The 11,741-nt window shown below is 60.3% G+C and carries 16 protein-coding genes and 1 pseudogene; 13 read left to right on the top strand and 4 right to left on the bottom strand.

Features of this window, described 5'->3' with window-relative positions; all coding sequences use genetic code 11:
- Window positions 1-296: 296 nt before the first annotated feature.
- The 4 genes from F8R15_RS20365 (at window position 297) to F8R15_RS20350 (ending at window position 2,532) form a co-directional block, all read left to right on the top strand.
- The gene (locus tag F8R15_RS20365; protein WP_078523322.1) at window positions 297-1,262 is read left to right on the top strand and encodes a calcium/sodium antiporter; all 966 of its coding nucleotides are present in this window, start codon (window positions 297-299) and stop codon (window positions 1,260-1,262) included.
- A gap of 246 nt (window positions 1,263-1,508) precedes the next feature.
- Window positions 1,509-1,685 (top strand): LuxR C-terminal-related transcriptional regulator, encoded by a 177-nt coding sequence (locus F8R15_RS20360; RefSeq protein WP_158522135.1) that lies wholly within the window; start codon window positions 1,509-1,511, stop codon window positions 1,683-1,685.
- Between the two features lie 115 nt (window positions 1,686-1,800).
- Window positions 1,801-2,220: an Rrf2 family transcriptional regulator gene (locus tag F8R15_RS20355; protein ID WP_078523320.1), complete on the top strand. Its 420-nt coding sequence runs from the start codon at window positions 1,801-1,803 to the stop codon at window positions 2,218-2,220.
- A gap of 12 nt (window positions 2,221-2,232) precedes the next feature.
- Window positions 2,233-2,532, top strand: coding sequence for a DUF6522 family protein (locus tag F8R15_RS20350; protein WP_078604905.1), 300 nt, complete (start codon window positions 2,233-2,235; stop codon window positions 2,530-2,532).
- Window positions 2,533-2,668: 136 nt separating this feature from the next.
- On the opposite strand, the gene hemN is transcribed toward F8R15_RS20350, so the two are convergent.
- Window positions 2,669-4,024 (bottom strand): oxygen-independent coproporphyrinogen III oxidase, encoded by a 1,356-nt coding sequence (gene hemN / locus F8R15_RS20345; RefSeq protein ID WP_152845806.1) that lies wholly within the window; start codon window positions 4,022-4,024, stop codon window positions 2,669-2,671.
- A 250-nt stretch (window positions 4,025-4,274) separates the two neighbouring features.
- Between hemN and F8R15_RS20340 the strand changes: the two genes are divergently transcribed.
- The 7 genes from F8R15_RS20340 to F8R15_RS20310 all read left to right on the top strand — a co-directional run bounded on the left by F8R15_RS20340 (window position 4,275) and on the right by F8R15_RS20310 (window position 8,420).
- Window positions 4,275-4,829, top strand: a complete 555-nt coding sequence (locus F8R15_RS20340; RefSeq protein WP_078523317.1) for a cytochrome c oxidase subunit 3 — start codon at window positions 4,275-4,277, stop codon at window positions 4,827-4,829.
- A 116-nt stretch (window positions 4,830-4,945) separates the two neighbouring features.
- Window positions 4,946-5,095 (top strand): hypothetical protein, encoded by a 150-nt coding sequence (locus tag F8R15_RS21575; RefSeq protein ID WP_166504583.1) that lies wholly within the window; start codon window positions 4,946-4,948, stop codon window positions 5,093-5,095.
- A gap of 624 nt (window positions 5,096-5,719) precedes the next feature.
- Window positions 5,720-6,163: a group III truncated hemoglobin gene (locus tag F8R15_RS20330; RefSeq protein ID WP_078523324.1), complete on the top strand. Its 444-nt coding sequence runs from the start codon at window positions 5,720-5,722 to the stop codon at window positions 6,161-6,163.
- 15 nt (window positions 6,164-6,178) lie between these two features.
- Complete coding sequence (locus F8R15_RS20325; RefSeq protein WP_078604903.1) at window positions 6,179-6,664, top strand: hemerythrin domain-containing protein; 486 nt, start codon at window positions 6,179-6,181, stop codon at window positions 6,662-6,664.
- Window positions 6,657-7,001: a carboxymuconolactone decarboxylase family protein gene (locus F8R15_RS20320; protein WP_078523315.1), complete on the top strand. Its 345-nt coding sequence runs from the start codon at window positions 6,657-6,659 to the stop codon at window positions 6,999-7,001. The genes F8R15_RS20325 and F8R15_RS20320 overlap by 8 nt, the downstream gene beginning before the upstream one ends.
- Window positions 7,001-7,390: a DUF488 domain-containing protein gene (locus F8R15_RS20315; RefSeq protein ID WP_078523314.1), complete on the top strand. Its 390-nt coding sequence runs from the start codon at window positions 7,001-7,003 to the stop codon at window positions 7,388-7,390. The genes F8R15_RS20320 and F8R15_RS20315 overlap by 1 nt, the downstream gene beginning before the upstream one ends.
- A 16-nt stretch (window positions 7,391-7,406) precedes the next feature.
- Window positions 7,407-8,420, top strand: a complete 1,014-nt coding sequence (locus F8R15_RS20310) for a nitronate monooxygenase family protein (protein WP_075777504.1) — start codon at window positions 7,407-7,409, stop codon at window positions 8,418-8,420.
- A 358-nt stretch (window positions 8,421-8,778) separates the two neighbouring features.
- Here F8R15_RS20310 and F8R15_RS20305 read toward each other — a convergent pair whose 3' ends face one another.
- The gene (locus F8R15_RS20305) at window positions 8,779-9,621 is read right to left on the bottom strand and encodes a LysR family transcriptional regulator (RefSeq protein ID WP_078523313.1); all 843 of its coding nucleotides are present in this window, start codon (window positions 9,619-9,621) and stop codon (window positions 8,779-8,781) included.
- A gap of 404 nt (window positions 9,622-10,025) precedes the next feature.
- Between F8R15_RS20305 and F8R15_RS20300 the strand changes: the two genes are divergently transcribed.
- Window positions 10,026-10,301 carry a hypothetical protein gene (locus tag F8R15_RS20300; protein ID WP_078523312.1) on the top strand — a complete coding sequence of 92 codons (276 nt, stop codon included), beginning with the start codon at window positions 10,026-10,028 and terminating at the stop codon, window positions 10,299-10,301.
- Window positions 10,302-10,732: 431 nt separating this feature from the next.
- On the opposite strand, the pseudogene F8R15_RS21990 reads toward F8R15_RS20300, so the two are convergent.
- Window positions 10,733-10,978, bottom strand: a pseudogene (locus tag F8R15_RS21990) (transposase); the annotation flags it as partial.
- Between the two features lie 77 nt (window positions 10,979-11,055).
- Between F8R15_RS21990 and F8R15_RS20285 the strand changes: the two are divergent.
- Window positions 11,056-11,484 carry a PACE efflux transporter gene (locus F8R15_RS20285; RefSeq protein WP_078523309.1) on the top strand — a complete coding sequence of 143 codons (429 nt, stop codon included), beginning with the start codon at window positions 11,056-11,058 and terminating at the stop codon, window positions 11,482-11,484.
- On the opposite strand, the gene F8R15_RS21570 is transcribed toward F8R15_RS20285, so the two are convergent.
- Window positions 11,460-11,741: hypothetical protein (locus tag F8R15_RS21570; protein ID WP_172976278.1), on the bottom strand; the 282-nt coding region annotated here is incomplete at its 5' end. The genes F8R15_RS20285 and F8R15_RS21570 overlap by 25 nt on opposite strands.

Genomic DNA, 11,741 nt, shown 5'->3' with positions numbered 1-11,741 from the left:
TTCACCCTTCAGGGCTTCCAGCGCGACCTTTGCCTTGAACTCGGGCGCGTGCTGCTTGCGTTTCGACATCTCTGATCTCCTTCTCGTCGAAGATCAGCAGACTGCAAATCGTAGCTTATGTCAGTGTCCGAATTTCAGGGGGTAGCTCAACGGACTGCCGGTTCAAGGCACTTTGGCGGAATACCGACCGGTCCGCTCCTGAACGTGCGGCCTTCCTATTCTTTTCCTGTAACCGGCGCACTAAGTCATGGCGATGCGTCTTCTTAGGCGAGCACAACTATTGGACAGAAATAGAAATGTTGCATGACCTCCTCCTCGTGGCTGCCGGCCTTATTCTCCTTTTTGTCGGCGGCGAAGGGCTCGTGCGTGGCTCAGTCGCAATTGCCGAGCGCCTCGGCATCTCGAAGCTTTTAATCGGTCTGATCATCGTCGGTTTCGGCACGTCGACACCGGAACTGCTTGTCTCCGTGAACGCTGCCATAGACGGCGCGCCTGAGATTGCTTTGGGTAACGTCGTAGGCTCGAACATCGCGAACATTCTGCTCATTGTCGGCGTGGCAGCAGTTATCACACCGATCCTTGGCTGGGCGCGAACAGCTCTGCGCGAAGCGTTGGTCGCAACACTTGTTTCGCTGGCGACCTACGCACTTGTTCAGGGTGAAATCATCACTCGGATCGAAGGCATCGCAATGCTTCTGGTCCTCACGGGTTACCTCTTTTCCAGCTACTGGCTGGAAAAACGCAACCGCCGGGCAACGGCATTTCAACATGAAGCTGAGGAGTTCGAAGACATTCCGCTACCGCGACCTTGGCTTGCGCCGCTCTTGGTCATTGTTGGCATTGCCGCTCTGGTGTTCGGAGCGGACTTACTGGTGGAAGGGGCAGTAAACATCGCCCGCGAGTTCGGGGTGCCCGACGCGGTAATCGGCCTATCGCTCGTGGCTATCGGAACGTCGCTACCAGAGCTAGCCACCAGTATAGTCGCGGCGATCCGGCGTCACCCCGATGTCGTGCTCGGCAACGTGATCGGCTCGAATATCTTCAATATCCTCGCGATCCTCGGCGTCACCGTCGTGATCCAGCCGATCGAAGTCAGCACGCGCTTTCGCGAGATCGATACCCCAGTCATGCTGGCGTCGTCTCTCCTACTGCTGGGCTTGCTGTTCGCTACTAAGAAGATTGGTCGCGTATGGGGTGCGCTTATGTTGGCCGCCTATGCAGCATATATGGTGCTCTTGTTTTCCAACGGTATTGCCAGCTAGCTTTTCTAACAGCGGGGCGTTCGTTCACCCAAGGCATTGGAACAGAGATCGCCCGGTCAACGGCCGCGCCTCAAGGCGACGACGACTGTGCTCGACCTGAGCGAGACATTGCGTCTCTTCGTCAGCTTCTAGACGGTCGAGGCGGAGGACGACGTCTGCGATCCAGACCTCGCCAGACTGGCCGCGCGGCTCGCCCTGCTGCATTTCGAGCGCGCCCTCGACACCGGCGTCCCGGCCCCGCTCACGGTGCTCAGCGACCGCGAGCGCGCCGTCTGCCTCGGCATCCCCTCTGATCGCAAATCCGAGGCAATCGCGGCCGAGCTCGGCATCGCCCCCTCCAGCGTGATCACCTGCCGCAAGCGCGCCGATGGCAAGCTGGACATCTCCTGCCGCGCAGGCTTGTTCGCAATTCGCGCGGGTTAGAACTACGGAACCGAGGATCGCGCCTCAATATGACCGACCTAACGCGAAGATCATTGCGTGATCGTGGCTAAATCTATAAGAAGCATTTCTGATGCTTGTTTGTTGGAGGCACCATATGCGCCTGACCAGTTTCACAGATTTCGGACTCCGAGCGCTGATGCGGATGGCCAGCGCGCCGGAGCGTGCCTTCTCGACAGCCGAGATCGCCGAAGAGTTCGGTATCTCTCGCCACCACCTGAATAAAGTCATTCAGCGCCTGGCCCGGCACGGCTTCGTGACCACGCGGCGCGGGACCGGTGGCGGCGCAATGCTCGGCCGTCCCGCCCACGAGATCGTTCTGGGAGACCTCGTGCGGCTTCTCGAGCAGGACCAGGCCATTGTCGAATGTTTCTCTCCTGACGGCGCGTGCTGCATTACCCCCGTCTGCGGCCTGAAGGGCAGACTCCGCGCCGCAGAGACCGCGTTTTTGGCAGAACTCGATCGTTCGACGCTGGCAGACATCGCCTTGCCGGCCACTGTTCCATCTGCGGTCTGAAAGGAGATAGCGATGCGTAACGTGTCTTTCACAACTGACGGTTTCACGGTCGACGCAGAACTCGTTGGACGCGCTTTCGGCCTCCCACCAGCCGATGTTCTCGCGAAACTCCGCGACGGCGAGGTCACAAGCAGATGCGAGGCCGGTGTCGACGACGATGCCGGCCGATGGCGGCTGACCTTCTACTTTGGCGGTCGCGCTCTACGCCTCGTTGTCGATAAGAACGGCACGATCCTGTCACGCGGCACCTTTCCCTCACACGCACCCGTTGCGGCTCCGCGCGACCTCGCAACGACACATTCGAAGTCCTGATCAGCAATTTCCCGCGGGAAAGAAGCACGACGATCTGCCCCTCCCTCCCCCGCAAGCTCCGCTTCTTGTTGCCGGCGGCGAGTTGTCTAGCGTGACACCCTGCTGAAGGCGCGCTCCGCCATCAGACGCGCCTTGTTCAGGACGCGCGCGAATAGCGCACCCCCTCCGGCACATGCTGATCGAAAACCGAAGCGATCATCCGTGTTAACGGGCGACCTTCCGGTGCAATGGCAATGCGCTTTCCCGTAAGCCTTGCGAATGGCGCAAAGCGCGTGGCCATTTCCGTCAGGCACGGTAGCAGCTTCTGGGCATCGGTGCCGAACTCCTGGCTCAAATCGTCAAGATCCACCGCGAACCGACACATCAACTCCTCGATCGCCCGAGCGCGCAGCTGGTCTTCGGGGCTTAACTGGTAGCCACGAGCGCCCGGAAAAACACCGGTTGCGATCCGCTGCTGATACGCGGCGGTCGCGGGCGCATTCTGGACATAACCTTCCGAAAAGCGCGAAATCGACGATGCCCCGAGCCCTATGAGGGTGCTGCATGTGTCGGTCGTGTATCCTTGGAAATTGCGGCGCAGTCGTCCGGCCTCGAGCGACGCCGTCAGAGTGTCGTCGGGGCGCGCAAAATGGTCGATGCCGATAGCTGTAAGACCGGCTGCAACAAACAGTTCTCCAGCGCGCGTGGCGAGGTGGTAGCGCGACAGATCGTCCGGCAGCGCCGCTTCGTCGATCAGCTTTTGCCGTTTTGAAACCCAAGGCACATGCGCGTAACCAAAGAGCGCTACGCGGTCCGGCGTAAAGGTGAGAACCTTTTCAATCGTGTCTTCAATACGTGCGAGGCTCTGGTGCGGGAGGCCATAGACCAGATCGGTGTTGAGAGAGGCGATGCCGGCCGCGCGCAAGTCTTCGACGCACGCGCGTGTGGTTTCGAACGGTTGCAGGCGGCCGATTGCTTTCTGGACTTCAGGATCGAAATCCTGAATGCCGATCGACGCGCGGTTCATGCCTTCGGAGGCGAGAGCCTCGATCTTCGCGCGATCGACCATGGTCGGGTCGATCGCCACCGAGAACTCGAACTCCTGAGCTGGTGGAAACACACGGCGTATCGATTCCGAGAGACGATGTATCAATTCCGGCGGCAGGATGGTGGGCGTTCCGCCACCCCAGTGAAGGCGGCCCATTTTCAGGCCGTTCGGTATGATGGCGCGCACCATTTCGAGCTCTGCCTCGAGCGCCTCGATATAGCTTTCCACCGGGCCAAGGGTTTTCGTGCCTTGTGTGTGACAGGCGCAGAACCAGCATAGCCGCTCGCAAAACGGGATGTGCATGTAGACCGACACAGGCTCGCTGGGGTCCAACTGTTCAAGCGCATGGCGTTGAAAGGACGCGCCTGTGTCGGGCGAAAAGGCCGCCGCAGTCGGGTAGGACGTGTAACGCGGCACGCGCGCATCGAAGAGGCCAAGGGCCCGAAGTGTTTCTGTGTGTTCCATGCCCTATTATCAGACAGACAGAAGCGGGCTTCTTTGCTGTGGCTCAAACTAAATGTGCGACCATGCGGCCGGTGGCCGCACAGGTCCCCTCGTTCGACCGTGAAAGTGACAGAAGGGCATCGAGTCATCTTGCGTGCGGAAATTGGTATTTACAATGCGCATTAAAATAGTGCAGTGAGAGATCATGGCGACGAAGGTTGAAGCCGATTGAGTCGTGACGGGCCGAAGGCTCTTGCAAAGGTCTTGTTGAATGACGGATCAAACCCGAACTGCATTGGACGATTTGCCCGGCGATCTTTTGATGTGGGTTCTCATTATCAGCGAATTGCTGGTTTTCGGTGCGGGGTTGATCGTTTTCTTGTCGGTGCGGATCACTGATCCGACGGGCTTTGCCGAAGCGCAGAATGCGCTGAACCGGACTGCCGCTGCGACGAACACGATCATCTTGCTGACGAGCGGCTTTTTCGCTGCCCTGGCACTGAATCTGAGGCAATCGCGCAGGCGTGGCGGCGCACGCGTTTCTCTTGTGTGTGCCGCTTTGCTCGGCGCGGCATTTCTCGGGATCAAGGGCGCCGAATTCGCGTCCAAGGCCGCGCAAGGCATTGTCTGGGACACGCATCCTTTCTTCAATTTCTATTTCCTGCTGACCGGATTTCACGCCGCGCATGTCGCAGCCGGCGTCATCCTGTTGCTGCTGGTGGCGTGGCGCGATCATGTGGGAAATATCGAGGATGCGACCGCGTTCTGGCACATGGTCGATCTGATCTGGGTGTTGCTCTTTCCAGTGGTCTATCTCCTGCAATGACACGCCGGTCCCTCTATATCGCCCTCGGCACGCTTGTTCTCCTCACCCTTGGCTCGTCCTTGCTTTCATTCTCGGGGGTCTGGGCCAAGTGGCCAGGGGCGGCAGCGGTGGTCGTGATGGCACTTGCCTGGCAAAAGGCGCGGATCATCCTCGGAAAATATCTGGGATTGGTGCAGGCGCCCGCTTGGCAGCGCGGCTTCGATGTGGCGCTGACAGGCGTGTGCCTCCTGTTGCTGGTGCTCTATCTCGCGCCACTGGGGCTATAGGGAACCCGCTGGTCTGTTCGGTAACGACCAGCGAACCTGCATTTGCAACGCTCGCCTGATGCGCTCTGCTCCTCGAACAACCTGATGTGAGCCGGTCCGAATGGACAACCCCCGTTGCGCGAATTTCGCGACGAGAGGTGCGGGCATCAGGCCGTCGCTGCCATGGCGATCCGACGATACCCAGCTTCGCCGTGATAGAAGCCGTTACTTAGTCCGACCTCCCCGCATAGGGTGGCAAGGCGCGCAAGTAATTCAAATATTCATTGTGAGCCGCGACAATTCGCCCCACCTCTTCCGCCGATAACGGCCTGCGCGTGTTGATGCGCCACGCAGGAAGCCCAGACCAAACCTTCGCCAGGGACGAGGTGCTGAAGGGTTTCGTGTCTTCTGGCTACGGTCCGAAAACGTAACCCCTGCACCCTCTTGAGCATCAAGGATTCAGCCGAGGGCGTGCGGTCGGGAAGACCAGATTCGCGGACGCTTGCCATCCGGCTCGAAATGCTCCGCCCGTAATTTGCGAGAATGCGAAGTTCATGGGCATCCTACACTCACCGCAATAGGTATTTACAATGCTTATTTTGTGGAGATAGCATGAGCCTCAAGTTCAAATTCTCGGGGGATCCCATGTCACCTGCTGATCGACAGATCATATCCGCGCGCCCCGAAACGACCGCTGCGATCATGGCGCAAACGGGTTTGGACGAGGATAAACTGACCCAGTTGGTGCATCGTTTCTACGACAAGGTGCGTGCTGATGCGGTTCTCGGGCCGATCTTCGCCTCCAGGATTTCCGACTGGGCGCCGCATTTGCAGCGGATGGTGGAGTTCTGGTCTTCGGTCGCACTCATGACCGGTCGTTTTCACGGCGCCCCGATGCAGGTCCATGCGTCCTTGCCAGTGGAATGGGATCATTTCGAACGGTGGCTGATGCTGTTCCGCGAGACCGCAACCGAGACCTGTCCCCCCGAGGGGGCCGCCCATCTCATCGAACGCGCCGAGCGGATCGCGCGCTCGCTGCATATGGCGGTCGAGAACGCCACGCCCCGAACCGTCCCCTCTTTGCTCTGACCAAAGGATACCAACATGACGAGACCGCTACCCCCGCAAGATTCCGCCAGCCTCACCCGCTACATCGAGGCAGAGTATCACGCCAAGCATCGCACTCAATTGCCTGAACTGGCGGCGCTCTCGGAAAAGGTGGAAACCGTCCATGCCGGGCAAGCAGATGTCCCTGCAGGGCTGTCCGCGCTACTGCACCGGATGATCGGCGAGCTCGAAGTCCACATGAAGAAGGAGGAGCTGGTTTTGTTTCCCGCCATTCGCAACGCGGCACCGAGGCTGGACGGGCCGATCGCTGCGATGCGCGCGGATCACGACGACCATGAGGCGGAGGTCGGACAGATCCGGCAATTGACAAACGATCTCACATTGCCGGACGGTGCATGCCAAAGCTGGACGCGGCTCTATGCCGGGGTCGGTGAATTTCTTGAAGACCTGGCAGCCCATATTCGGCTGGAAAACGACGTGTTATTCCCGCAATTCGAAACCCAAGGCGCAGGCCATGTCTGAGATGTATCTTCCCAACCCAACTAAGGATCTCTTCGAGCGGCGTCATGCCTTGGCGCCGAAGACCGAGGACGCCTTCCGCGCATTTTCGAAAGCGGTGTTCACTGAAGGGGCGCTCGATGCGCGCAGCAAGCAGCTTATCGCCGTGGCCGTCGCGCACGTAACGCAGTGCCCATGGTGCATCGAGAGCCATGTCAAAGCCGCCCGGCGTGCGGGCGCCTCGGACGAACAGGTCATGGAAGCGATTTGGGTCGCCGCGGAAATGCGCGCCGGCGCCTCTTGGACCCATGCTCTGAAAGCAGTTGAGATGATCGGCGACACGGACAAGCCGGACAGCTGATGCCGTCAGCAAGCCCCCCCACCTCCGAAGCTCCTGGCGAGCTTATCCGCGTCAAGCGGATCTATCGCGCGGCACGCGTGTCAGATGGCAAGCGGATATTGGTCGATCGTCTCTGGCCGCGCGGCATGGCGAAGGACCGCGCCAGACTGTTTCACTGGTGCAAGGAGATCGCGCCGAGCGACGAATTGCGGCGCTGGTTCCACGAGCACCCTGATAGGTGGCAGGAGTTCACCACGCGTTATGAGGCGGAACTTGCCGCTCATGACGATTTGGTCCGCGAGCTCGCCGGATATGCACGCGAGAACGTCGTTACGCTACTTTATGCTTCAAAGGACGAGGCACATAATAACGCCGTCGTGTTACGCGATTACCTGCGCCAATGGTTATAGAACGGGAGGAGCAAGCATGACGGACCAGCCAATAAACCCGCTGCACACACCGCTTTGCGACCTGCTGGGGTGCGCCCAGCCAGTTCTGCTGGCCGGGATGGGCGGCGTTTCCCGCTGGGAACTGGCCGCCGCCGTGGCCAATGCGGGCGGTTACGGGATTTTGGGCATGGTGCGCGAAGACCCAGCCCTGATCGCCGCAGAGGTTACTGCGCTGCGGGACGCGACTGACCGACCTTTTGCCGTCAACTTGATCCCCGCGGCGACCGAACCAGCGCTGCTCGATGCGCAGATCGCCTGCTGTCTCGATCTTGGCGTGCCGGCCTTCAGCTTTTTCTGGGACGTGATGCCTGACGTGGTGGCCCGCGTGAAACGTGCCGGTTGCCTTGTTCTGCATCAGGTCGGCACGGTCGAGGCCGCGCGGATCGCCGAAGAGGCCGGAGCGGATGTGATCATCGCGCAGGGCGTCGAGGCGGGCGGTCACGTGCATGGACGACACCCGGCTTTCGGGCTGGCCGAGCAAATCCTTGCGCAGACCGACCTGCCGGTCGTCGTCTCCGGAGGGATCGCAACGGGCGAGGGCCTCGCCGCCGCGTTGACCATCGGCGCCGATGGCGTGCAATGCGGCACGGCCTTTCTGGCGACCGAGGAATCCTTCGCTCATCCCTATCACAAATCCCGAATCACGGAGGCCACCGGCGACCACACGGTTCTGACCGATGTTTTCGTTCTGAATTGGCCCAAGGGCGCTGCGGTGCGGGTGATCGCCAATAGCGTGACCGAGAGCCTGGACGGACATTACCTCGGCCACGACCCTGACAGTCTTCCGCGCGAGGCCATCGCCCGCGACGGCGAGCAGCCGCGCCTGCGCTTCAGCACGGATTCGCCGCTGCGAACCACGACCGGCGACTTGGAGGCGATGGCACTCTATGCGGGTCAGGGTGTGGGTGCGCTCAACGATGTCCCCACGGCCGCTGCACGTCTGGACGGCATGGTCGCGCAGGCCCGTCATCTCCTGGAACACCCGTTTTGACGTGCTTTTAAGTCGAAGCCGTGAACGACGAATTCAAGAGCTCAGCTGCCAAGGTTGCTTTTGCTCACCACCTCGCTTTGCGCGCCGGTCAGAGAACTGGCGCGACTGCTTCCCGCGTGGATGGTCGTCTAACGATCAGTTATGGACCCTCGGTCGCGGTATGAAGCCTCTGACAGACATACTCGGTTCGATCGACCAAAGGGCGGACGAAACCTTGCCGGAAGGAGTTTTTTCGATCCCGCGAAAGCACTACGCAGCGAGCCCGAACGCGAGGTGACCGATCGGGAATGTTCCAGCAGGATACCGAACGCGAGCGACAGGCCGCTGGGAAAGGACAAGAGCGGAAATTGATCGCAGATCAAGGCGCCACAAGGCCAACCATCAAACTCTGGACCATCGGATCAACAAGCGCTTTGTTGCGATCCTCGCGGATCACGATCCACGCCGGCAATTCGAACACTGGCGCACCGGGCACCGGGAACAGGGCGCCGCTATCGATCTGGTGTTCGACCAGACGCCGGGGAAAATAGCCGCTGCCGCCATTGAGCTTGAGATATTGAAGGCCGAGCCAGGCGATGTTGGCCGAGAGTGCAGGACCGGGAAACTCCGGAAAGCCAGCGCGGAACTGATTGTCGAATTCCGGGCCCCACTCGACATGGATATAGCCGTCAGGCTGCATGCTAGCGGTCGGTTCGGTAGAGACGAGCACCAGCTGTTCAGTAAGCAATGGCAGGAGCTCGAGCATCGGACGGCGCTGCGGGGTGAACATGACTCCGATATCCATCCGCCCGTCGACCAGCGCCTGCATCAGTTCAGGCTCGAAGCCGATTTCGGAATGAAACGAAACTCGGGGATGGGTCCGCTGGATATTGGCGAACCATTTCATCATCAGCCCTTCCCACAGGCCGAAGCGCGCACCGATGACGACACGCGCGCGGAATTGTCCAGGAAGGCCGACGTCGTGCCGCGCGCGTTCGAGGGCTCGCACCATCTGCGCTGCATGCTTCAGGAACCGGCCACCGCCCGCAGTCAGCGCCGCGCCGGCCTTGTTGCGAGTGAAAAGCCTGGTGCCCAACTGATCTTCGAGTGCTCGGATACGAGCGCTCACGGTTGACTGGGTGACGTGAAGCCTTTCGGCGGCCGCTACGAAGCTGCCGGTATCGGCGACGGCAAGGAAAGTTCGGGCATGTTCGATGTTCATGGATCCCCCATGTATCGCATTTGCGAATATCATATCGCATTTATATTTGCTTTCCCAATATTATGAATCGCGCAATACTTGAAGTCCGCGCTTCCCGCGGACGACCGGAAGATGACCGGCATATGGATTAAACGAGCTTACCGGGCCGCAGGGTTTCCGGCAGTCAACAGCGTCTCTTGGATCGCGTCTGGCCGCAAAGCGTGGCGTGGGAGAAGCTGCCGGGGTCAGAAGCTCCGAAAACCGCGGAGCCTGGAACTCCGCCGCAGGCTCCGACACGCCGCGGGCCGGTGGGCAACCTCGAAGCCGCGCATTGGGCAGAATTCGGCGCCCGCCCGACCCGCGCTATAGATCTATGCGACTGACGTTGCGCTGAAAGAGTATCTCGAAAGGAGGTTCGTAAGGCCATGAGAAACAGCGATTTGAACGGAGCGAACAGCGTGACGGGGAGCGATCCCGCCGCGCCGAAGGAGGAGAGCTATGACGAGCGAAGGCCGTGCCCGACCCCGGGAGAATGTCGGCTCATGGCTGGGCTCGGGCTTTCGTTGGCCGGCATCACCCTCATCACCTTCGGCGACACGGGCATTGCGGGGCCATGGGCGCACAGCGTTGGGGTCAGCGCGCTGACCACCGGCCTGCTGCTGTGGGGAGCGGGTGCCATTCGACGCACGCTCGAACTGTGAGGCCGGCTCCCACTCGAGGCACCGCGCACATCGTCCGCTGTGCTGACCGCATCAGCAAACAGCCGTTTGAGAGATCCCAGCGTGATGGAAGACAACGATGGCCGCGGCATCGGGATGCTCTCGTCTCCGCACTCATTCGCGGTGGAGTTCGCAGTGGATTAGCTCGGCCCGCCGATGGTTAGTCGCGAATAGCCGCGTGCGTCGCGGCGCGTCGACCGAAGATCATGACAACGAAACAGTGGACCAGAGTGACATGGAAAATGGAATGAGTTTCGAAATGGTGATCGGTTGGCTTTTCGGCCTTCTTATTCTGGTGTTGGTGGTTTTGACCATAGCAGCGCTGATCAAGTGTCTACAGAAATAGCGAAAGAAGAGGCCAGTAGCCCCCAAAGCAGCATCGGCACGGTCTCGGCACAGGGCAGCACGGTCTAGGTCTTGATCCGGCGGCGGAATTCCTCGTTCAGGCGTTTGATGGCGTTTGCGGTCTTGGCCGATTTCCATTGCGACGGGTCGAGCCTGCTGAAGGTGAAGAGGCGCTCGCCAGCTTCCTTGAGGCTGTCCTCCGCTGCCCTGCACTTGAGATGCACAAGATCGGCGAGGGCCGCACCGAGAGGTTGGACATCGTGACCCCGCGACGTGCGCCCATGCTTGAAAAGCGGACGCACGGGTCCCACCATAAGGCTTCCCGGGGATGACCTCGCCCAATCACAAGCTCTGCACGCTGGACCGCCTGACCCACGATTGAACATTTTCCATGCGCAGCACCCCAGACCGTATCCGCCAAGCCGTGAGCTTTGAAATCATCGGCCTCCTCATCGTAACGCCGCTTTTCGCCTGGGCTTTCGATCATCCGATGGAGGAAATGGGCGTGCTGGTCGTGCTTGGCGCAACAGCGGCTACTGCCTGGAACTATCTTTTCAACCTGGCCTTCGATCATCTCCTGCTCTGGCGTCGTGGCGATGTCCGTAAGACTATGCCAATTCGGATCTCTCACGCGGTGCTTTTCGAGGTGACGCTGCTTACCCTGCTTCTGCCGGTTTTCGCATGGTGGCTCGACGCTTCCCTGCTGACCATTGTCGTGATGGAACTGTCCTTTGCAGGCTTCTACCTCGTCTACGCCTTCGTTTTCACTTGGGGATACGATACGATCTTTCCGCCTCAGAAACGTAAGCGGATGGCATAGATATGGATGACGATGCTACCGGAGGAGCCCCCGCCTGCTTTGCCCATCTTCTGGTCGATGGGCACCTGGTCGATCCCGAGGCGGCACGCGATGTGGCGCGATTCAGACGGGCGGAGCGCGCTCGGCTTGTGGCCGCGCGGGCCTTGTCCGCAGAAGATCGAGAGCGCGCGACCGTCCGGCTGATTGACGGTCTCGACCGGACAGTTCCTCTCGATGCCCGCCTCACCGTGGCTGTCTATTGGCCGATCCGGGGCGAA

Source organism: Thioclava sp. JE_KL1, assembly GCF_009296265.1.
Classification (GTDB): Bacteria; Pseudomonadota; Alphaproteobacteria; order Rhodobacterales; family Rhodobacteraceae; genus Thioclava.
The sequence above is the reverse complement of the archived record's forward strand: the minus strand, read 5'-3'. Positions and strand labels throughout refer to the sequence as shown.